Annotated in this window: 18 protein-coding genes; 11 read left to right on the forward strand and 7 right to left on the reverse strand. The window is 39.9% G+C overall.

All coding sequences use genetic code 11. The features are described 5' to 3' along the window. Entirely contained in the window at positions 1 to 795 is a 795-nt protein-coding gene (locus tag Q9Q86_RS15265; protein ID WP_112986992.1) for a TIGR03915 family putative DNA repair protein, read from the forward strand. Positions 796 to 848: 53 nt separating this feature from the next. On the opposite strand, the gene Q9Q86_RS15270 is transcribed toward Q9Q86_RS15265, so the two are convergent. Both Q9Q86_RS15270 and Q9Q86_RS15275 read right to left on the reverse strand, forming a co-directional pair. Further along, on the reverse strand, positions 849 to 2,264 hold the full coding sequence (locus tag Q9Q86_RS15270) for a DASS family sodium-coupled anion symporter (protein ID WP_004909459.1): 1,416 nt from the start codon (positions 2,262 to 2,264) through the stop codon (positions 849 to 851). A gap of 113 nt (positions 2,265 to 2,377) precedes the next feature. Beyond that, positions 2,378 to 3,130 carry a sulfite exporter TauE/SafE family protein gene (locus Q9Q86_RS15275; RefSeq protein ID WP_112986993.1) on the reverse strand — a complete coding sequence of 251 codons (753 nt, stop codon included), beginning with the start codon at positions 3,128 to 3,130 and terminating at the stop codon, positions 2,378 to 2,380. A 196-nt stretch (positions 3,131 to 3,326) separates the two neighbouring features. Between Q9Q86_RS15275 and Q9Q86_RS15280 the strand changes: the two genes are divergently transcribed. Next, complete coding sequence (locus tag Q9Q86_RS15280; RefSeq protein WP_039908578.1) at positions 3,327 to 4,436, forward strand: HPP family protein; 1,110 nt, start codon at positions 3,327 to 3,329, stop codon at positions 4,434 to 4,436. A 64-nt stretch (positions 4,437 to 4,500) separates the two neighbouring features. Here the strand turns inward: Q9Q86_RS15280 and Q9Q86_RS15285 are convergent, their stop codons facing one another. Next, positions 4,501 to 4,770, reverse strand: coding sequence for a PspC domain-containing protein (locus Q9Q86_RS15285; protein WP_004760601.1), 270 nt, complete (start codon positions 4,768 to 4,770; stop codon positions 4,501 to 4,503). Positions 4,771 to 5,113: 343 nt separating this feature from the next. Here Q9Q86_RS15285 and Q9Q86_RS15290 point away from each other — a divergent pair, with 343 nt between their 5' ends. Beyond that, the gene (locus Q9Q86_RS15290) at positions 5,114 to 5,782 is read left to right on the forward strand and encodes a hypothetical protein (RefSeq protein WP_112987000.1); all 669 of its coding nucleotides are present in this window, start codon (positions 5,114 to 5,116) and stop codon (positions 5,780 to 5,782) included. Positions 5,783 to 5,835: 53 nt separating this feature from the next. Here the strand turns inward: Q9Q86_RS15290 and Q9Q86_RS15295 are convergent, their stop codons facing one another. After that, positions 5,836 to 7,659 carry an acyl-CoA dehydrogenase C-terminal domain-containing protein gene (locus Q9Q86_RS15295; RefSeq protein ID WP_004909455.1) on the reverse strand — a complete coding sequence of 608 codons (1,824 nt, stop codon included), beginning with the start codon at positions 7,657 to 7,659 and terminating at the stop codon, positions 5,836 to 5,838. A gap of 239 nt (positions 7,660 to 7,898) precedes the next feature. Here Q9Q86_RS15295 and Q9Q86_RS15300 point away from each other — a divergent pair, with 239 nt between their 5' ends. Further along, positions 7,899 to 10,220 carry a hypothetical protein gene (locus Q9Q86_RS15300; RefSeq protein WP_112986994.1) on the forward strand — a complete coding sequence of 774 codons (2,322 nt, stop codon included), beginning with the start codon at positions 7,899 to 7,901 and terminating at the stop codon, positions 10,218 to 10,220. A gap of 50 nt (positions 10,221 to 10,270) precedes the next feature. On the opposite strand, the gene aroE is transcribed toward Q9Q86_RS15300, so the two are convergent. The 3 genes from aroE to ribA form a co-directional block, all read right to left on the reverse strand. Continuing rightward, on the reverse strand, positions 10,271 to 11,059 hold the full coding sequence (gene aroE, locus Q9Q86_RS15305) for a shikimate dehydrogenase (protein ID WP_087539563.1): 789 nt from the start codon (positions 11,057 to 11,059) through the stop codon (positions 10,271 to 10,273). A gap of 416 nt (positions 11,060 to 11,475) precedes the next feature. Beyond that, entirely contained in the window at positions 11,476 to 12,417 is a 942-nt protein-coding gene (gene hemF / locus Q9Q86_RS15315) for an oxygen-dependent coproporphyrinogen oxidase (RefSeq protein ID WP_112986995.1), read from the reverse strand. 131 nt (positions 12,418 to 12,548) lie between these two features. Then, positions 12,549 to 13,151: a GTP cyclohydrolase II gene (ribA, locus tag Q9Q86_RS15320; protein ID WP_005403269.1), complete on the reverse strand. Its 603-nt coding sequence runs from the start codon at positions 13,149 to 13,151 to the stop codon at positions 12,549 to 12,551. Between the two features lie 306 nt (positions 13,152 to 13,457). On the opposite strand from ribA, the gene dxs reads away from it, so the two are divergent. The 7 genes from dxs (at position 13,458) to Q9Q86_RS15355 (ending at position 21,372) form a co-directional block, all read left to right on the forward strand. Further along, positions 13,458 to 15,353 (forward strand): 1-deoxy-D-xylulose-5-phosphate synthase, encoded by a 1,896-nt coding sequence (gene dxs, locus Q9Q86_RS15325; protein ID WP_112986996.1) that lies wholly within the window; start codon positions 13,458 to 13,460, stop codon positions 15,351 to 15,353. Positions 15,354 to 15,475: 122 nt separating this feature from the next. Then, positions 15,476 to 16,306, forward strand: coding sequence for an inositol monophosphatase family protein (locus tag Q9Q86_RS15330; protein WP_004951734.1), 831 nt, complete (start codon positions 15,476 to 15,478; stop codon positions 16,304 to 16,306). A gap of 449 nt (positions 16,307 to 16,755) precedes the next feature. Further along, on the forward strand, positions 16,756 to 18,684 hold the full coding sequence (locus Q9Q86_RS15335) for a DEAD/DEAH box helicase (RefSeq protein WP_004964392.1): 1,929 nt from the start codon (positions 16,756 to 16,758) through the stop codon (positions 18,682 to 18,684). 111 nt (positions 18,685 to 18,795) lie between these two features. Further along, positions 18,796 to 19,011 (forward strand): hypothetical protein, encoded by a 216-nt coding sequence (locus tag Q9Q86_RS15340; RefSeq protein WP_004964390.1) that lies wholly within the window; start codon positions 18,796 to 18,798, stop codon positions 19,009 to 19,011. A gap of 95 nt (positions 19,012 to 19,106) precedes the next feature. Beyond that, positions 19,107 to 19,925 (forward strand): ABC transporter ATP-binding protein, encoded by an 819-nt coding sequence (locus Q9Q86_RS15345; protein ID WP_004909426.1) that lies wholly within the window; start codon positions 19,107 to 19,109, stop codon positions 19,923 to 19,925. Further along, positions 19,922 to 20,698, forward strand: coding sequence for a lipid asymmetry maintenance ABC transporter permease subunit MlaE (gene mlaE / locus Q9Q86_RS15350; protein WP_004909424.1), 777 nt, complete (start codon positions 19,922 to 19,924; stop codon positions 20,696 to 20,698). The genes Q9Q86_RS15345 and mlaE overlap by 4 nt, the downstream gene beginning before the upstream one ends. Beyond that, a complete protein-coding gene (locus Q9Q86_RS15355) occupies positions 20,698 to 21,372 on the forward strand; it encodes an outer membrane lipid asymmetry maintenance protein MlaD (RefSeq protein WP_004909422.1) in 675 nt (224 codons plus the stop codon). The genes mlaE and Q9Q86_RS15355 overlap by 1 nt, the downstream gene beginning before the upstream one ends. Positions 21,373 to 21,374 lie beyond the last annotated feature (2 nt).

The raw sequence follows: 21,374 nt of genomic DNA on the forward strand, positions 1-21,374 counted from the left end.
ATGCTCAGTGATGGTGTGGTTTATTACTATTTTGATGGCTCTATGGTCGGTTTACTCAACTGCGTATTTCGTGCTTTTCAATTCAAAGAGTTTCACGTGCAACTGCGTTTAAACCAAGGCGCACAGCATGGTTTATTTGCCACGGTGGTTGAAATTCCAAATCACGAGCAACATGCAGCACGTGTTTGGTCAGCTTTACAGCAGAAATTATCGCATTCATCTTTGAAACAATTTTATTTTGCCTATTTATCGGAATCTTTGGATGCCTATCAGCATTTATTTAATTACTGTATCTATGTCTTTCGACATCAACATTCAGTTGAGAAGAATTATTCGCATCCCAGTGTTTTAGCGATATCGCAATGGACGAAAAAGGTCGGGCGAGAAAAGCATCGTATGGAAGCATTTGTGCGTTTTAAGAAAACCACAGATGGATTGTTTTTAAGTTTGGTTCGCCCTGATTTTAATGTGCTGCCTTTAATACAGCCGCATTTTAAGCGTCGTTATCAAGATCAACGTTGGTTGATTTATGACGAACAACGTAAATATGGATTGTATTATGATTTACGTGAAATTCACGAGGTGTCTTTAGATACTCATCAGATTGACCGTAATATCGAAAATGGTGCGAGTCAAAACTTCCAATTAGAATTAGATGAACAAGAAGAATTATATGATCAACTTTGGAAAGATTATTTTAATAGTATCAACATTAAAGAACGTCAAAATTTGAAATTACATGTGCAATATTTGCCTAAACGTTATTGGCGATATTTGAATGAAAAATACGTTTGATCTTCTCTCTTATTTAAAGCGATAAAAAAAGCGCCGTAGCGCTTTTTTTGTATTTAGAGGAAAAACCAGTAAACAAATATTGAAACCAGTGCGATACATAAAATATTGAGGATAAAGCCAATTCGCATCATTTCACTTTGTTGAATATGCCCCGTACCAAATACAATCGCATTCGGTGGTGTTGCTACAGGGAGCATAAACGCACATGAAGCACCGATTCCGATGACAACCACAAGAATTTCTTTTGGAATTCCCATTTGATCAGCGATTGCTGCAAATACTGGAACCAGCAGAGCAGCCGAGGCTGTATTACTGGTAAATTCAGTTAAGAAAATAATAAATGCAGCTACAATCACGATGACTAGGAATGGTGAGGCATCACCAAATGCATTTGCCAGAGTTTGCCCAAGTACCAAAGAAGAACCAGAGTCTTTTAAAACGGCACTTAAAGTTAAGCCACCACCAAATAGCATTAATACGCCCCAGTCCGTATTGTCTGCAATATCTTTCCAAGTGGCGATTCCTAAGATCACGACCATACAGGCTGCGAGTACTGCAATCCATGTATCAGGTTGAGTAATTCCAAACTGTTCGCTGACGCTTTTACCAAAAATCCATGCCAATGCAGTGATAGCGAAAACTAACATGGTTAGAATACGATCACGGTTCCAAGGGATAGTTTCTGTTCTGAATTCCACACGATGATTAAGTTTAGGTCTGAGCACGATATACAAACTAAATAACATCGCAGGGAAAATGATGAGCATCATAGGCAAACCGACTTTCATCCAGTCTGCAAAATCATAGCCTAATGCTTTCGCTGCAATCGCATTGGGTGGAGAGCCAACTAAAGTACCTAAGCCGCCAATACTTGCTGAATAAGCAATACCTAAGAGGATGAATACGAAAGTTTTACGTTCTTTTTGCGCATCAAAATGTGAAAGCAAACCCAATGCAAGTGGAAGCATCATAGCCGCTGTAGCAGTATTTGAAATCCACATCGACAAAACGGCTGTGACCAAACAGATGGCTAAAACAGCTACTCCCAGATGCCCTCTAGACATTGCAATAATCCACATGGCAATTTTTCGATCTAGTTTTTGCACATGCAATGCAGTTGCCAAGGCAAAACCACCAAAAAATAGGAAAATCGTAGGATCAGCAAAAGTACTCAGTGCTTTAGTGGTAGAAATGGCTTCAATCTCACCATCTCCTCCCACACTCGGCATACCGACGAGAACCGCGAGCACAGGGACTAGCAATGCCGTGATGGTGATGTGAATGGCTTCAGTCAGCCATAAAATACCGATAAATAACAACAGACTTAGACCTTTATTGGCATTTTGGTCATAAGGCAAAATTTCATATAAACCGAAAGACAGCAGTGCTGCAATTGCAATAATCACCCAGCCACGGATTAAGCCTTTGGGCATGGCATTGGTGGGTGTTTCGAGGTGAGGAACATTCATAAAATATCCTTATTTGAGTTGTTCTAGTTGCGATAGCGTATACAACTGAATAACCATAAAGTCTTAAAGAACTAGAAGTAAATATTAAGTTCTGCCATCTATGTAAAATCTTTTTAAATCATGTTGATTCCCTGCCACAGTGCATTGGTACCGAGTACAGTCAAAATGACTAAAATAAGGCGTTTGAATTTTTGTTGAGAAATATGAATTCTGATCTTAGAACCAAGATAAATAAAAAATAATGAAAAAATCGTAATTGCACACAATAGATATATCTGTGCCTGATCAAAGGTCAAAAGCGTTGGGTAGAGTATCGAGAGCTGGATTAATTTGCTGGCAAGAAAGCTAATGTTGGTAATCATCACGATGTCATTTTTACTGTGCTGTGTACTTAACAAATACATCATCAAAAATGGAGCCATCGCATTGGTTGCGCCTCCGATCACACCTGCAAGCAACCCAAATATGAGCATGTTTTTAATTGAGCGACGTAGGTGCAAAGGTTGCGATCTAAATTGATCTAATACATAGAGCCAAATGACCATCCCTAACAACAGCTTGAGATAACTTTCATCAATATAAAGCAGTAGCATGACGCCAAACAGGCTTCCAATCAGGCTACTACCGATAAGACTCCAGTAATTTTTTACATAATATAATAGGGAGATCGGGGCTTTTTCATGCGTCCCTAACACACTCAGATTCATGATAATACAAGGAATAAGTACCATCGCGATGGCAGTCTGTAGAGGGTGAAACAGAGACAATGCTGCTGTACTGATCATCGGAAATCCGAAACCACTCAGACCATGTAGTAATGCTGCTAATGCACACAGCAGCAGTGTTAAAAACTCAGTTTTATACAAAACAGTTCTCTAGCACAGTATTGAATTGATTAATCATCGGTGTTGGTTAATTTATAATATTTGGTAAAAATTGCTTGAATAATAGATTATCAGATTATCTCATATCTTTAAGATGTAACTTGAATACACCTTATTTGGCTTTGCGCGTATACTTGCTTCGTTCGAAAATCAAAACATCCAACCAGCAAGGTGCATTGTGAACTTGACCCAATTAGACTGGATAAATTTACTAAAACCTAATTATAAAGTTCTTCCAGTGAAAGAACGTTTGTTCTCAGGCTTTGGCGCACTGTGTGGTTTGGCGATTTCTTCTTTGATTAGTTGGTATGTATTGGGCGGGATGAATGCCTGGTATATCGCGCCGATGGGTGCATCTTCCGTTTTATTATTTGCAGTTCCAAATAGTCCATTAGCACAGCCTTGGAATGTGGTGGTTGGTAATACTTTAGCGGGATTTATTGGGGTGGCTTGCACCCAGCTTTTACCTGATTTAACCACAGCATTTAGTGTGGCTGTTGGATTGGCTATCTTTATGATGATGACCACAGATTCATTACATCCACCAAGTGGTGCTGTAGCCATTACTGCGGTTTTGGGTGGAGAAGCTGTACATAAGCTCGGCTTTCATTTTATCCTTTACCCTGTATTACTCAACTCAGTTTTATTACTTGTTTTTGCAGTGTTTTTTAATCGACTGATTGGGCGAAATTATCCGACTATGCCTCATCTGAATGAACGCTCCAAAGACCCAACACCTACTCAAAAAGTATCGATTCAACCCAAAGATATCGAATATGCCTTAGAGCAACACACTGAACTATTAGATATCAGCCAATACGATTTAGAGAAAATCATTTTAGAAGCACAAGAGCATGCGAATGAGCGATTAAATCATTCGTTCGTGTGTCAGGATATTATGAGCCGTGATGTAATCAAATTATATGAGAATGACGATATTCATCAGGCTTTGGATAAGTTTAAATCGGTTAATTTAATGAGTTTGCCAGTTGTGAATGATCAAGAGCAATTGGTTGGAACTCTAGCATTGTACGAAGTTGTTGAGTGGTTCAAAGGAGCCACTGATCCGCGCAATTCTTGGCAACATTATGTGAAACAGATTATGAGTCGTCGAGTTGTGAAAGTTGATCCATTACAACCGATTCAAGATCTTGTACCTTATTTTGTTGAAAAATCTTTTAATTATATTCCTGTGGTCGAAGAACTGCGTTTAATTGGAATTATTAGTCGGGCTGATATGATTGCGGCTTTGCATCAGCAAATCAAACAACAATCATCTGTATTGTGAGCAAAAAAAAGCTACGGTTGTATAGGGGTAAATCCAACCGTAGCGACCAAACTAAAAAATAAGATTAACGTTTGATTCCTTGATCTTCATACACTGTTTTGACAGGTTGGTTGTAACCTTGTACGTGCTCAACTCGATTCGCCTGTCTTTTTGGAATGACTAACCACATGATTAAATACACCAAAATACCTGGGAAAGCGGCGCTCATAATTGAAATAATCACAAAGATTAAACGTAGTAAATTCGCATTCCAACCAAAACGTTCAGCAATACCGCCCATTACACCAGCGATCATGCTTTGTTGGTTTGAGCGATATAAACCAGAATTGGCCATCGAGTTTTTCTCCTTAAATAAATGAAACAACAGGGAAAAATCAAAAAATTGAGATAATGTGCTGTTGTTATATTAGAGATAGGGTCAAATTCATTTTTTTAAAGTTTCTGTAAGCGAGAGAATAGTTACGGTATGTAAAGAATTGATGGAAAAACCGACACTATCGCCTAAAATGCACCGACTTAACGCATCTTGCGATAGCAACCTGCGATTTCAGACTCATCGTTACTTTATTTCTATTCCTTTTGTAGATGTGTAAATGTATATCCTGTTCTTTATGATTTACACGGGGTGGAGAGGTCTTGAATAAAATGAACGATGTTGATGTTAGAGAATGATGAATATGCAGTTTCGGTTATTCTTACAGCCCCTCAGTGTAGGAACTCTATTGGTTTTAGGTTTGACAGCATGTGATGGTCATCATACTGAACCAGCGGTATCACACAGTCAAACCCAGCCTAAACCTGTTGAGGCGGCTGTATCGACTGTGCTTGTAGATGATCAAGCAGTTTCCAGTGAAGGTGTTGCTTTAACTAAAGTAGCAGGTCAGGCAACCATTCCTCATGTTGCATCGAAACATATAGAAAAACCATCACCGCAAGATTTGATCTATGCCGGGCGTTATCATGCGCGTATTCCATGTTCTGATCCTTTTGCTGGATGTGTGAACAATGAAAACGAAGCCGAATATATTATTAATTTACTAGATGATGGATCTGTATTTTGGACCAATACCAGCTTTGGACGTTTGGGCACTGATTCATCACAGAATATTGCCAAAATTGAACAGACCTGTAAGCAGGTTCATTGGCATGTTCATAAAGATCAAAATGAAATCATGATTCGTTGTGATGCAGCGGATGTGAATTTGTACTATAAAATTAATGCGAATCAAGATTTGGTGATGAATTTAGACAAGATTTGGAATGGTGATCACGGACAAAATCGGAAGTTTTTTAACGAATATCCGTTTCCTAAGAAAGCCTATGTTTTTGAAAAAGTAAAATCATGATGGATTCAAATATAAAAAAGAGCGCTTAAGCGCTCTTTTTTATGCAGTTTCGATTAGTAATCGAAGCTGAAGTGTTCTGGTGCAAGAGAAGTCAATGTACGAGAAGTCGATACCATTGATTCTGCATGACCTTGAGCACGTGGCAATAAACGGTCAAAGTAGAAATCTGCAACTTTGATTTTTGCTTTATAGAATTCTGGAGTTTCAGCACCGTTACCAGCTTCTAATTTTTCAGAAGCGATTACAGCTTGTTGAGCCCAGAAGTAAGCCATCATTACATAACCAGAGAACATCAAGAAATCATTAGAAGCAGAAGATACGATGTCACGGTCTTTACGCGCTGCAAGCATGATGCGAACAGTTAATGTATTCCATTGAGCGCAAAGCTTAGTTAAGTCCCAAGCGAAGCGACGTAAATACTTGTTGCGAGCATGTGCAGCACAGAATTTTAAGATTTCAGCAGTATAGTCACGAACAACTTTACCTTTTGAGCTTAAAAGCACTTTACGACCTAATAAGTCAAGTGCTTGGACACCTGTTGTACCTTCATACAATGTTGAGATACGTGCATCACGTGCGATTTGTTCCATGCCCCATTCTTTGATGAAACCATGACCGCCATATACTTGGATACCATGGTTTGCAGCTTCCAAACCTAATTCAGTCAAGAAACCTTTAAGAATTGGAGTATAGAAACCAAGTTTGTCATCGGCAGCTTCATAAGCAGCTTGATCACCACTTGCCAGCGCATCAGCCATTTTATCTGCAAGTTTGGCAGCGTGATAAATCATTGCACGACCACCTTCAGCTACAGCTTTTTGAGTTAAAAGCATGCGGCGAACGTCTGCGTGGTGAATGATCGCATCAGCAACACGCTCTGGCTCTTTTTTACCAGAAAGTGCACGCATAGACATACGGTCTTTCGCATAAGGTAAAGCACCTTGGAAAGAAAGTTCAGCGTGTGCGATACCTTGAACAGCTGTACCAATACGTGCAGTGTTCATGAAGGTAAACATGGCATGTAAACCTTTGTTGATTTCGCCGATTAAGTAACCAGTTGCGTTATCAAAGTTCAATACAGCAGTTGCTGAAGCACGGATACCCATTTTGTGTTCGATCGAACCACAAGAAACCGTGTTACGCTCACCTACACCACCATCAGCAGTTGGGATGAACTTAGGTACGATGAATAACGAAATACCACGAGTACCAGCAGGTGAATCTGGAAGACGTGCAAGTACGATGTGGATGATATTCTCTGTTAAATCATGCTCACCTGCAGAGATGAAGATTTTTGTACCAGAGATTTTGTAAGTACCGTCAGCAGCAGCTTCTGCTTTAGTTTTTACTTGACCTAAGTCAGTACCACATTGAGGCTCAGTTAAGCACATTGTGCCAGACCAAGTACCTTCAACGAGTTTAGGCATATATGTATTTTTTTGCTCATCAGTACCGAATTGCATGATGGTGTTCATACAACCTGTACTTAAACCAGGATACATCGTGAACGACCAGTTCGCAGTACCCATCATTTCTGATTTGATAAGGTTTAAAGACATTGGTAAGCCTTGGCCACCAAACTCTTCTGGATAAGAAAGACCTTGCCAACCACCCATTACGAATTGGTCGTATGCTTCTTTGAAGCCTTTAGGAGTAGTTACTTCGCCGTTGTTAAAAGTACAACCTTCTTCGTCGCCAGACTGGTTGATTGGAGAAAGTACGTTTTCGCAGTAATCAGCCGCACCTTCAAGAATCATGTCAACTGTATCAGCATCAGCATTTTGACCACTTGTCAAAGTTTGGTAATGTGCTGGATAATCGAACACTTCATTCATTAAGAAGCGAATATCACGGAGCGGGGCTTTATAAGCTGGCATAATCTTAATCCTGTATTTGAATCGTTGTGGATTATCTGTATCAGTACTTTGATTATTCACAGTGGTGATGAAAATACATTGATAAACACTGTGGAAAAGACTGTCAGAAAAGCTAATTAAGGCTAAAAACACTTAGTTGAAAATTCAATTTTCTGTTAAAGTTTTAGACTCGTTTTGAATATGAAAATGATCCATTTAGTAATTGAAAATATAACGATATAAAGGTGTTTGATAAAGCTATGCGTTTAAAATATTTAACATTATGTTTGTTTGGTCTTAGTATTTCAGGTTGTTCTCAGCATGTCATTAAAACCAATTCAAGCTCTTCTAGTTTAGAGCAAAAAGCAATAAATAGCATCAATGCGATGTACGAATATCCGAGCTACGACTATCGGGGGAAATTTAATATTCATGTTGACCTTGATCAGCATAAAGCTGAAGCAGATCAACAGAAAGATGTTTTAGATGCTGCTTTGAAACAAAAGGTTGATCAATATCTGCGCGAGCAAAAAGTCAATTTGGATGCAAAACAAAAACAAGCACTATATAAAGCTTTGGCAGAGCAACCGAAAGGTTTGGGCAATAGCAAGTTTGATAAATTTGCTCGAGTAATGGCTAACATTTTAAATGATATGCAATTTGAGTATGATGGATCTGTGCATTATCGACAAAAGATGGGCTCGTTTAACCTCACTGCTCGTTATGAAAAACCAACCTTATTGGTTCAAGCGAAAGTTCCGATGGTTTTGGATTTAAATAACTACAAGTTCTACATCAATTATTTTGCATTGATGCCGTACTTGGTGAATAAAGAAAATCAGAACAATTTAGCGTATTTAGATTTTTCAAAATACCAAGGTTTGTTTAAACAAGTTGATTACAAGAAATTTGCAGAATACATCAAAGCATCGAGTGCTATTTACTATCGTTTAGCTGATCCAAACAGTATCCAAACTTTGTCGGTGAGTTCTGCTGATCAAGCTGCGGGTGTGGTAGAGAAAATTCGTTTAAAAACCACAATTGAAGAGCTGGTTCTGCAAGCGAATCTATATAGCAAAGTGAATGAAAAATACTTAATGCAAAGTATTTTGAAATTTGATGAGCAAAATCTTGAAAAATTGATTTCAGAGCAAGACAAAACAGACACTGCTTCAAAGGCTGAACAAAGTGGCACTTTATTAAATTCAAAGGCAGCAGCTGATGATGCGAGTGTGGTGAGCCAAGAGTTGTATCGTTTAGTGAATCAACACTTTGGAGTAGAAGAGCCAGAGGATGAATATACTGAAGAGGCAGATGCAACCAAAGTCGCAGCAGAGGATGTGGCTCAAGAAGCTGAAGATATCACAGAAGAGGCTGATGCCGTTGCAGAGTCTGCTACTGCAACAGAACAAGTGTTAACAGCCGAGCAATGTACAGCATTACAAAATGCTGCCAAAACAAATTTTGGTGATATTCAGTATTGTCAAACCATGTACGATGTTGATGTTTTGGGTGAACAGAAAACGCCATCGGGTTTCTTGTCTTATATTGAAAAATTGGTCGCAGTTGAAAAAGAGTTTGTTCAATACGATCAAAATCAATTTATTGATGATCAGGGCTTTAAAGCACTTTGGCTGAAGCATCAAGCAGATATTCAAAAAGCATTACCACCCGTTGAAAAGCGTAATCCTTTCGTGATGGATGTTGGCTTGGATGCACAAGGACGTGCAGTCAAACTTGATTATGACTTGAATTATGCACTGCCTGAGCTGAAGTCGAGCTTTAATATCAAAGCAGATATGCTGGTGACAAATTACGGTAAAGCAACCCCGATTGATCAAGCTCAGTTAAAGCAAGCTAAAACATGGGCGGAAGCGAGTAAGGGTTCTATCCTTGAACAAGCGATCGGCAGTTTCTCTGAAAAATTAGGTCAAACAGGCATTCAAGAGCGCTCAGCACAGCCTTATACATTATCTTTGGATGATCAGCTCAAAGTAATTGCTGAGCAGCGTTACGATGCTACACAGTCATATGAACAAACCTACAAAGCTGTGTTCATTGCTAAATTGGTTGAGAGTAATCCAATCCTTGCAAAACGTTACACTTCTCAAGAGCTACAAGAAGTCGCAAGTGTTTATGCTTATTGGTTCTCAGATGAAGAGGTATATAGTCCTGAAGGTAAGGCTCTAAAACAGATCGAAAGCTTACAGAAAAAACACCATTTGGAGCAAGAAGATCAGTTTGATGATAAGTTGGGTCAAGCTGTAAATCGTTTAGTCACAGATGCAATGCGTGGTGACCAAGACCGTCAGCAATGGAAAAAGCTAAAAGCTCAATATAAGCAACCACAGCAATTGTTTGCGAAACAATATCAAATCCAGTTTGAACAAACCAATGGTATTTCGAGCGAAGAAAAGATCTTGTTGGAGCAAACAGCGAATGTGCTGGGGCAAGTATATATAGACGCACGTAAAAATCAGCTTTCTGATAAATCATTGAAGGCACTGAAAATTGAACATAATGAATTTATTGATTATGAAATCTTCAAAGATGTTTATCAGAAAATGATAAGCACAAAATAATTCAGTTAAAAAAGAACCTGCATCATGCAGGTTCTTTTTTATGGTTTGATTTATAAGAAGTCTTTTAATTCAGGTTTCACGCCATTCCAAATAGAGAAAGCTTCAATGGCTTGCCCCACTAGCATGCCGAATCCATCTGTAGAAGGAACTTGTCTAATAAGGGCTTGATCAAGGAAACTTGATGGTTTTCCGTATGCCATTTCGTAGGCGTGATGAAAAATAAGTGTTTGAGGTAATTGCAAAGCTTCACCCGTTAAACTTGCCGAAGTCGCATTAATGACGATGTCAAACTCACCTGTCAGTTGATCTAGGCAGATTGCATGTAGTTTAGTATCGGGCACAGCCGTTTTTAGATCTTCAACCAATTGTTCTGCACGGGCTAATGTACGGTTGGCAATCACAATTTGTTTTGCACCAGCTTGAACTAGTGGATAAATCACACCGCGTGTTGCGCCACCCGCGCCCAAAATCAAAATACGGCTATTTGTTAAGTTCCAATTCAAAGCTTGTATCGCTGCAACTAAACCTTGCCCATCGGTATTATCACCATATAGTTGACCGTCTTGCATCCATAAAGTATTGACTGCTTTGGCAATCTTGGCACGTTCAGTGAGTTGGTCACATAACGCAAAAGCCTGCTCTTTAAATGGAACAGTGACATTCATGCCAACACCATTTTGATCGAAGAACGCTTTAACTGCGGACTCGAAACCATCAAGCGGAGCAAGAATTTTTTTATAATTTAAATCAACGCCGGTTTTTGCTGCAAAAGCATGATGCAATTCTGGTGAGCGGGATTGTTCAATTGGATTTCCAATAACAGCAAATTGTTTCGTCATGAGTCATCAGCTTGATTGCGGTGGTCAAAGTTTATTAAAGATACATGGTGTGCCGCAATATTGATTTACATCTCGCACCATATGACAGGCTGATTTAATTTTCAGAACATGTTCAGATAAGACTGAATTTTGCTGAGATTTATACAAATTATGTTATGAGTATCTTTCTTGTTAGACATGCCGAAAGCATTGCAAATATTAATCATCGTAGTGATTGTCACACGGACAATTTTTACAGTTATTGATTACTTTGATCAAACAGCCTCAAAGTTTGAGTAAGTCATTGATGCAAAGTTTTAGATCAGATTTAATTCATAACCCTATTAACAACACTGAGATCTTTATATTTAGAACTTAAATGAATGTACAAATAAAACACATCCCTGATTTATAAAAACAGGGATGTAGAGTAGGGATTATTTTGTTAAACCTAACCAATCTCTTGGTTTTAAATAATAGTCTGTAAGTCGTTTCTCTTGCGAGTCAGCATCCCATTCTGGACGATACGACCAACCTGCTAGATTCGGTAAACTTACTAGAATTGATTCAATACGCCCACCAGTTTGTAAGCCGAACAAAGTGCCACGGTCATAAACCAAATTATATTCTACATAACGCCCACGACGATAAAGTTGGAACTCTCGTTGTGCTTCTGTATAGGGTTGCTCACGATGCTTTTCAAAAATAGGTAAGATCGCCTCTAAGTATCCATTTCCAACGGCTTGTATATATTTAAAACAAGTTTCGAAATCCCACTGATTGAGATCATCAAAGAACAGTCCACCTACGCCGCGTTGTTCATCACGATGCTTTAAATAGAAATAATCATCACACCATTGTTTATGTTCTGCATAAACATTTTCACCAAAAGGCTTGCATAAGTCATAAGCGGTTTGATGCCAATTTTGAATATCTTGATCATCTGGGTAAAAAGGTGTCAGATCGAAGCCACCACCAAACCACCACACAGGATCTTGACCTTCAGGTTCGGCTACAAATAAACGAACATTAGCATGTGAGGTTGGAATATTAGGATTTTTAGGATGAATGACTAATGAAACGCCCAAGGCTTGTGCTTTTGCACCAGCAATCTGTGGATGGCGTTCTGTCGCTGAAGCAGGTAGTTTGCTGATGTTAATGTGGGAAAACATCACCCCACCTTTTTCGATTACTTCACCATTTTGTAGAACTCGAGAGCGACCACCACCGCCTTCGGTTCTCTCCCAATCATCAATGATAAACTCAGCGGTTCCACCGCCTGCACGTTCCTGTTGTTCTAAACCTGCGCAAATTCGTGCTTGTAGATCAAGTAAAAATTCACGAACACGTTGAATATCAGCTGAAGTTGGATGCTGCATGATGATCCTCTTGAGGTGATCTATGTATTAGTAACATCAAAACATAAAACCATAAAAAAAATAAGGGATTTTTAATCATTCTGATTAAAAATCCCTTGATTGCTTTATTTTTAAACGTTTAAGAACGTGAATCAGAAGTCATCTTTTTGATAGAGATGATCCATACGCTCACGTTTGGTTTTTAAATATTGCTCATTGAACGGATTTTTTCCAACAGTAAGTGGTACACGTTCAACAACATTAATACCAAGATCGGTCAGTGCTTTAAGTTTTAGAGGGTTGTTAGTAATCAACTTAACTTCTTTGACTTGGAGATGATCGAGCATAATGCTGCACATATCATAACGACGTGCATCAGCAGGAAGATTTAACAGAAGATTAGCATCAACCGTATCATGCCCTTGATCTTGAAGTGCATAAGCTCGGATTTTATTGGTCAATCCAATGCCACGACCTTCTTGACGTAAATAAAGGATGACACCTTGACCTGCTTCATTGATCAAACGTTGGGTTGCTTGCAGTTGAGGACCACAGTCACATTTCAGTGAGGCAAAAGCGTCGCCCGTAAGACACTCTGAGTGAATACGAACTAAAACAGGAGTATTTGGTGGAGTTTCTAAACCTTTAGAAAGCGCCACATGTTCTTCACCCGTCTTTGGGTCTTGAAACACGGAAATATTGAAGTCACCGAAAGCAGTTGGTAGCTTTGATGTTGCAATAAATTCAATCGGCACAGATTTATTCACCATTATCAGAAAAACTGTCAAAGTATAGCCTAATGTGTGAAGATTGCGTGAATTAGAATGTCTGATTTTTCACACAAGTTTTTCTTTTTCATACAAAGCACATAATAATAGTTGATAAACAGTGACATAATTCAGGATAATCTGATGGCTATACTGTAAATGTATGCAAGAGAATGTTCAGCACTACATCATTCGCACATGTGGCTGATTGAAGGTGCATCATGTTTAATTGTATGATCACCCCCATTTAACCCAGCTTCGGATTTGCCAGGCTTAAAAAGGCTTTGCCACATTATGTTGTATACCGAAATTCCAACTCAACGCCCTGTTACGCCATTGTTGGATGAAATCGATCATCCTGAGCAATTACGTCAGCTCGAGCAAAGCCAACTCCCTCAAGTGGCAGATGAGTTGCGTCAATATATTTTGTATGCAGCAGGACAAAGTGGTGGTCACTTTGGCGCAAATTTAGGTGTGATTGAACTGACAGTTGCTTTGCACTACTGTTTCAATACACCAGATGATCGTTTAGTTTGGGATGTAGGACATCAAGCATATCCACACAAAGTCCTGACTGGGCGTCGAGAACGTATTACCACAATTCGTAGTAAAGGTGGTTTAGCTGCATTTCCAGCACGTGATGAATCTAATTTTGATACTTTCGGTGTAGGACATTCTTCAACAGCAATTTCTGCTGGATTAGGGATGGCACTCGCTCGCCGTTATCAGCAAAAGCCTTGCGAAGTTGTTGCGATTATCGGTGATGGTGCAATGACAGCAGGGATGGCTTTTGAAGCCATGAATGATGCTGTTGCACATAATGCTGATCTAATCGTGGTATTGAACGATAATGATATGTCGATCTCATGCAGCACGGGTGGTTTTGCAAAACATCTCGCTGCGATCTGGGAAACTGGTCAATTGGTCAATGTAAATGAACAGGGCGAAGCTTATGTTCAGCCACATCCAAAATGGACATACAATTCGCGTTTGCATCAATCTGCAACAGATGCAGCTGATAACTTATTTAAAGCGATTGGTTTTGACTATTTCGGACCTTTTGATGGGCACAATGTTGAACAACTTGCTCAAGTCTTCCACGCATTAAAAAAACGCAAAGGTCCGCGATTAGTTCACGTTTACACTAAAAAAGGTAAAGGTTTCGCTCCAGCAGAAGCAGATCCGATTACCTATCATGCCATTACTAAGATTACACCTACTGCTTCGGCACCAGTTAAAAAATCACCACCTAAATATTCAGATGTATTTGGACAGTGGTTATGTGACGAAGCTGCACAAGATGCACGTTTATTAGCGATCACACCTGCAATGTGTGAAGGTTCTGGCATGGTGAAGTTTGCACAGCAATACCCTGAACGCTTTTTTGATGTTGCGATTGCTGAACAGCATGCAGTCACTTTAGCAGCGGGTATGGCGTGTGAAGGTTTAAAGCCTGTTGTCGCGATTTATTCAACCTTCTTGCAACGTGGCTACGATCAGTTGATTCATGATGTGGCATTGCAAAATTTAGATGTCACCTTTGGTATTGATCGTGCTGGTTTGGTTGGCGAAGATGGTCCAACGCATGCAGGTGCATACGATTATGCCTATATGCGTACTGTACCTAATATGGTGATTATGGCGCCAAAAGACGAAAATGAATGTCGTCAAATGCTACACACTGCATATCATTATAAAGGTCCAACAGCAGTTCGTTACCCACGTGGTGCTGGAACAGGTGTAGAAATTCAACAACAAATGGCTGCTTTAGAAATTGGTAAAGCTGAAATCGTTGCAGAATTTAATTTGGATGCAGATCAGCAGATCAGTATTTTGGCTTTCGGGAGTCGAGTGGCAGCTTCAGTCGAAGCAGCGCAACAATTTGCGAATAAGCATGCAATAGGTGTGCGTGTGGTAAATATGCGTTTTGTGAAGCCATTGGATGAACAAATGATACGAACACTTGCTGAACGAACTCAGCTTTTCGTAACTGTTGAAGAACATGCCGTGATGGCAGGTGCGGGAAGTGCAGTGAATGAATTCCTCGCACAAGCAAAAATTGTAAAGCCAATCCTGAATTTGGGTTTGCCAGATGAGTTTTTACATCAAGCTACACATCAACAAATGCTTGCCGATTGTGGTTTGGATACGCATGGAATTTTAGCATCAATTGAACGTGCTTGGTTTTAGATAAAAAACGGAAATAATTTTTCGTAAACATTTTTCCCCTAAAAGCCCTTATATTTGATAGAATGTAAGGGCTTTTATGCATTATTCTTTGTCAAAATCTTCAAATTTGTAGTGGGTGTTCAATGGAACCTATGGTGGTTATGGCTGCGCGTGCGGCTCAAACAGTTGGTCAAGAGCTTTTAAAGGCACATCAAAATCGTCATAAACTCGATTTACAAGTTGAAGAAAAAGGCATTGATGGTCCAGTAACACGTGTTGATCGTTATTTGGAACAACTTACAATAGATACACTTCGCAAAAGCTATAAAAATCATAGCTTCCTAGGTGAAGAGTTTGGTATGCAAGAAGGTAAAGGTCACGACGCTGATTGGTGTTGGGTGATTGATCCTTTAGATGGTACTCAAAACTTTATCAATGGTTTCCCTCACTTTTGTATTTCTATCGCTGTACAACACAAAGGCGTGACACAACACGGTGTGATCTATGATCCAGTACGTGATGAGTTATTTTCAGCTAGTCGTGGTCGCGGTGCAGTGATGAATCAACGCCGTATTCGTGCGAATGTCAAAGATACTTTAGATAAAACATTCCTAGCAGTCGGTCATCCTTATCGCGCGAAGCGTAATGGTGAAATTGTTTCTTATGCAGAGCAACACTTTGCTTCGTTATTGGCAGTCACAAAATCTGGCGCTCAAATTCGTCGTGCAGGTTCAGCAGCTTTAGATTTGGCATATGTTGCTGCGGGTCGTTTTGATGGTTTCTTTGAATTAGGTTTAAAACCATGGGATATCGCTGCAGGCGAATTAATTGTTAAAGAAGCGGGCGGTGTGGTTGTGGATGCTCGTGGTGGTAATGATTCAATGGAAAATGGTCAAGTCATTGCTTGCTCAATGAAAATGTTAAAACCACTAATGCAAGCAGTAGTTCCAGCATGGAGCGAAGCTGCAAAATAAATTTTAGATTAAAAAACCCTCAATAATTTGAGGGTTTTTTATTATGATCTGATCATAATGAAGGAGTTATTTTTATAATTTCATCTTCTTTAATCGGTCAGATACAAATAATAAAGGTGATCCAGTAGAAAAACCTATTAAAAAGGGTGACTTTTAAAATTATTCTGCTATAATCCGCCCACGCACTTAAATTCCAGTTCATTACCTGAACATTTAGTTCTATTCATATTATGCGCACGCTGTCCATAGAGAGGACCACATCTTGCGCCCAAATCGCTTAGCGATTCTTCAGGTTGAGGCAGTAATCAAGCGTGCGTTAGTCCACATCGTCGTTATTCGGATTGCCGCTGAATTTCATATATTTTCAGCTTGAGTCGCTTTGCCGCTTTTTGCCGATGTCTATTTTTTGTATTTATTAAAATGGAGCACCCATTAGGGTGAAACTCTCTATGAGCAAAACTTTTGCCGAATTTTCTTTGCACGAAACCTTACAACAAGCCCTAGAAGGTTTAGGTTTTACTAGTCCAACTCCTGTGCAAGAACAAGCGATTCCAGCTGCGTTAGAAGGAAAAGATCTATTAGTTTCTAGCCAGACTGGTTCTGGTAAGACAGCAGCATTTTTACTCCCAACATTAAACGCTTTAACTGGTCAAGAAACTTTCGTGCCATTTAAAGAGCGCATGAAAGCGATTACCCAACCAAGCATTTTAGTTTTATGCCCAACGCGTGAATTGGCTCAACAAGTAAGCCAAGATGCGATTGCATTTGTACGTCATATGAAAGGTGTTCGTATTGCTGCAATTATGGGTGGTATGCCTTTTGGTAAGCAAATTCAACAGCTTAAAGGCGCGCAAGTTATTGTTGCTACTCCAGGTCGTTTACTTGACTTGGTTAATCGTCGTCAATTGAAACTTGATAAAGTTGAATCTTTAATCGTCGATGAAGCTGACCGTATGCTTGATCTAGGTTTCTCTGAAGATCTAGAAGCAATTGGTGAGTTAGCTGCAAACCGTAATCAAACATTAATGTTCTCTGCTACTTTTGCTGATCGTATTATTCGTCTTGCTGAACGTATGATGAATGATCCACAACGTATCGCAATCGAAACAGGCCACAGTACTAATACTGATGTAACTCAAACATTACATTGGACTGATGGCTTTGAGCATAAGAAAAAATTACTTACACACTGGTTATCTGACGAGTCAGTAGATCAAGCTGTTGTATTTGCAAGCACGCAAGAAGATACAGACATGCTTGCTGAAGAATTGGCTGAAGCAGGCCACTCAGTTGTTGCATTGCATGGTGCTATGCCACAAACAGTTCGTAACCGTCGTTTACGTAGTATTCGTGAAGGTCGTGCAAAAATCTTAGTTGCAACTGATGTTGCAGCACGTGGTTTAGACGTACCAACCATTTCTCACGTAATTAACTTCGGTTTACCGATGAAAAATGAAGACTATGTACACCGTATTGGTCGTACAGGTCGTGCGGGTCGTACAGGTCAAGCGATTACACTTGCGACTTATCGTGAGCGTGGCAAAATCCGTGCTTTAGAAGATTATTTAGATGCACGTTTAAATGTGTCTGAAATTGAAGGTTTAGAGCCATCTCCACCTCCTGCACGTTCAGGTCGTGATGGCGGCGGTCGTGGTCGCGGTGGTCGTGATGGCGGCGGTCGTGGTCGTGGTGGTTTTGGTGGCGGTCGTCGTTTTGAAGGCGAAAGCAATTTCAAACGTCGTGAAGGTGGTGATGATCGTCCACGTCGTAGCTTCGATGATAAACCACGTGGTGAACGTCCATCATTTGGTGGTGAAGATCGTCCACGTCGCGAATTCAATTCTGATCGTCCACGTCGTGAAGGTGGTTTTGAAGACCGTCCACGTCGTAACTTTGATGATAAACCACGTGGTGAACGTCCATCATTTGGTGGTGAAGATCGTCCACGTCGCGAATTCAATTCTGATCGTCCACGCCGCGAAGGTGGTTTTGATGATCGTCCAAAGCGTACATTTGGTGGTGAAGATCGCCCACGTCGTGAATTCAATTCTGATCGTCCACGTCGTGAAGGTGGCTACAACGATAAACCACGTTTTGACTCGAATGATGACAACCGTGGTAATCGTGTAGATTATAAACCACGTCGTGAAGGTAGCTTCGGTGATCGTCCAAAACGTGATTTTGGTGATCGTCCAGCACCTCAACGTGAAGGTGGCTTCGGTGACCGTCCAAAGCGTAGCTTTGGTGGTGAAGATCGTCCAAAACGTACATTCGGTGGTGAAGACCGTCCTAAGCGTAAATTTGGTGAAGATCGTCCAGTACGCGGTACACGTGAAGAAACTTTCGGTGGCGACCGTCGTCGTAAAAACGACTTCTAATCGTTAAAAAACGATAAAATGAAGAAGCCAGTTGAAAAACTGGCTTTTTTATTACTTGATATTCATGTAGAATCTGGAAAAATGTGTTTTAGTTCAAATTTTATATAAAAAATGAATAATATTAAGCAAAATAACAGTTTTGTTGCTCAAGCATGGTCTTTCGTTTGCAATGAAGGGCTACCGTGTCTATTTGTCATTCTCATGTTATGTAATGGATTATTCTTTGCATATGCATTGTTTGATGAAAACAATTCTGACAGTTTTAATGCCAATAATACGATGCATGTTGCGAGTGAATCCGCGTCTAAGAATAACTACATAAATTAAATAATCTTGATACATCCCTTATCAAAATAAAAACAAGTGCTTAATCTTTCAGTGTATAGTATGCGTGCATAAAAAGTGCAGGAATGAATGCCCTTATGAATAATAAAACTCCTCGCGATACTGAAGCCTTAATTGAAGTTAAACACTTGAGCTTTAATCGAGGGGAACGTGTCATTTATGATGATGTTTGTCTCAAAATTCGACGTGGTCAGATTACTGCAATCATGGGGCCGTCAGGTACAGGTAAGACAACATTATTAAGACTCATTGGTGGACAATTAACTCCTGATCGGGGTGAGGTTTTAATCGATGGTAAAAATATAGCAGCAATGTCTCGTCCTGAGCTATTTACAGCTCGTGCGCGTATGGGAATGTTATTTCAAAGTGGTGCGCTGTTTACTGATATGTCGGTATATGAAAATGTTGCATTTCCGATACGAGCTCATACGAAGTTACCTGAACATATCATTGCAGAGCTTGTTGCCTTAAAGCTTGAATCTGTTGGTTTACGCGGTGCAGAACAATTAATGCCATCAGAACTTTCTGGAGGTATGAATCGTCGTGTTGCTTTAGCACGTGCGATTGCACTTGATCCAGAATTGATTATGTATGATGAACCTTTTGCTGGGCAAGACCCGATTGTGAAAGGTGTTTTAACTCGATTAATTCGTTCTTTACGTGAAGCATTAGATTTAACAACGATTATCGTATCGCACGATGTGGCAGAGACCTTATCGATTGCTGATTATATTTATGTTGTTGCTGAAGGTAAAATTCAGGGTGAAGGTACACCTGAACAATTAGAAAATCATGCTTCACCATTTGTGCGCCAATTTTTAACAGGATCAGCTGAAGGACCTGTCGAATATCAATTTACTCATCAAGCTTATTTAGATAACGAGGTTCGTCCATGAATACGATTGCCTGGTTAGGTAGACTCGTTATTGAGCGGGTGAAAGGCATTGGTGCAGCGTCACTAATGTTGATTCAGATTTTATTTTCAATGCCATCCAAAGGCGGATTTCAGCGTTTTATCTACCAAATGTACCGTGTCGGAGTGATGTCATTATTGATTATCTCTGTCTCTGGTTTATTCATTGGTTTGGTACTGGGTTTACAAGGCTATTCGATTTTGGTGAATGTCGGTAGTGAAGCAATGTTAGGGACGATGGTGTCTTTGACATTACTTCGTGAGCTTGCACCTGTAGTCGCTGCATTATTATTTGCAGGACGTGCTGGTTCGGCGCTTACTGCTGAAATCGGTTCGATGAAACAGAGCGAACAGCTTGCCAGTATGGAAATGATTGGTGTTGATCCGTTAAAGCAAATCGTTTCACCACGTTTATGGGCAGGTATTGTAAGTTTACCGATGCTGACTGTCATTTTTGCTGCAATTGGTATTGTCGGTGGAAAATTAGTTGGTGTTGATTTCCTCGGAGTGGACGAAGGTTCATTTTGGGGTGGAATGCAAAGTAGTGTGCAATTTGGACATGATGTTGTTAATGGCATTATCAAAAGCGTAGTGTTCGCATTGATTTGTACATGGGTAGCGGTATATCAAGGTTATGCCTGCGATCCAACTCCAGAAGGTATTGCGACGTCGATGACGAGAACGGTCGTGTATTCTTCACTTTGTGTATTAGGTTTTGATTTCGTGTTGACTGCGGTCATGTTCGGAGGGATTTAATGAAATCACGTACTAGTGAGCTGGCCGTAGGTATTTTTGTCATTATCTTCGGTATCGCTCTATTTTTTCTTGCAATGAAAGTCAGTGGTTTAGTTGGCACAAATTTACGTGATAGCTACAGCATGACAGCGCAGTTTGACAATGTGAATGGTTTAAAACCACGTGCAAAAGTTACGATGAGTGGTGTAACGATTGGTCGTGTTGAATCTATTACATTAGATCCAATCACACGTTTAGCGACTGTGAAATTCGAATTAGATGGTAAGTTAACGAGCTTTAATGCTGAGCAGTTAAAAGAAGTTCAGAAGAATGCACTTGAGGAATTACGCTATAGCTCTGATTATCAACAAGCTGATGCTGCGAAACAAAAAGAAATGGAACAGCAACTGATCGGTAACATGACCTCCATCACGAGTCTGGACGAAGATGCTTATATAATGGTAGCAACCAATGGCTTATTGGGTGAAAAATATTTGAAAGTCGTACCAGGTGGTGGTGTCAACTACTTGAAACGTGGTGACGTCGTTTCAAACACTCAAGGCACAATGGATTTAGAAGATTTAATCAGTAAATTTATTACTGGTGGTGCGGGTAAATCCACATCAAGCTCATCAACAGAAAGTTCAGCTTCTCAACCTGCTACGGATGATGCAGAACCTTCGTTTGTTGAGTAATT

Origin of the sequence: Acinetobacter sp. A22, from assembly GCF_030913345.1 — a bacterium.
In the GTDB taxonomy this organism is placed as follows: Bacteria; Pseudomonadota; Gammaproteobacteria; order Pseudomonadales; family Moraxellaceae; genus Acinetobacter; species Acinetobacter junii.

Coding starts and splice junctions, on each gene's coding strand:
- Q9Q86_RS15330 (WP_004951734.1), top strand. CDS start 15,476: ATGGAACCTATGGTGGTTATGGCTGCGCGTGCGGCTCAAACAGTTGGT.
- mlaE (WP_004909424.1), top strand. CDS start 19,922: ATGAATACGATTGCCTGGTTAGGTAGACTCGTTATTGAGCGGGTGAAA.
- Q9Q86_RS15290 (WP_112987000.1), top strand. CDS start 5,114: ATGCAGTTTCGGTTATTCTTACAGCCCCTCAGTGTAGGAACTCTATTG.
- Q9Q86_RS15270 (WP_004909459.1), bottom strand. CDS start 2,264: ATGAATGTTCCTCACCTCGAAACACCCACCAATGCCATGCCCAAAGGC.
- Q9Q86_RS15295 (WP_004909455.1), bottom strand. CDS start 7,659: ATGCCAGCTTATAAAGCCCCGCTCCGTGATATTCGCTTCTTAATGAAT.
- dxs (WP_112986996.1), top strand. CDS start 13,458: ATGTTGTATACCGAAATTCCAACTCAACGCCCTGTTACGCCATTGTTG.
- Q9Q86_RS15335 (WP_004964392.1), top strand. CDS start 16,756: ATGAGCAAAACTTTTGCCGAATTTTCTTTGCACGAAACCTTACAACAA.
- Q9Q86_RS15300 (WP_112986994.1), top strand. CDS start 7,899: ATGCGTTTAAAATATTTAACATTATGTTTGTTTGGTCTTAGTATTTCA.
- Q9Q86_RS15265 (WP_112986992.1), top strand. CDS start 1: ATGCTCAGTGATGGTGTGGTTTATTACTATTTTGATGGCTCTATGGTC.
- hemF (WP_112986995.1), bottom strand. CDS start 12,417: ATGCAGCATCCAACTTCAGCTGATATTCAACGTGTTCGTGAATTTTTA.
- Q9Q86_RS15345 (WP_004909426.1), top strand. CDS start 19,107: ATGAATAATAAAACTCCTCGCGATACTGAAGCCTTAATTGAAGTTAAA.
- Q9Q86_RS15355 (WP_004909422.1), top strand. CDS start 20,698: ATGAAATCACGTACTAGTGAGCTGGCCGTAGGTATTTTTGTCATTATC.
- aroE (WP_087539563.1), bottom strand. CDS start 11,059: ATGACGAAACAATTTGCTGTTATTGGAAATCCAATTGAACAATCCCGC.
- Q9Q86_RS15340 (WP_004964390.1), top strand. CDS start 18,796: ATGAATAATATTAAGCAAAATAACAGTTTTGTTGCTCAAGCATGGTCT.
- Q9Q86_RS15285 (WP_004760601.1), bottom strand. CDS start 4,770: ATGGCCAATTCTGGTTTATATCGCTCAAACCAACAAAGCATGATCGCT.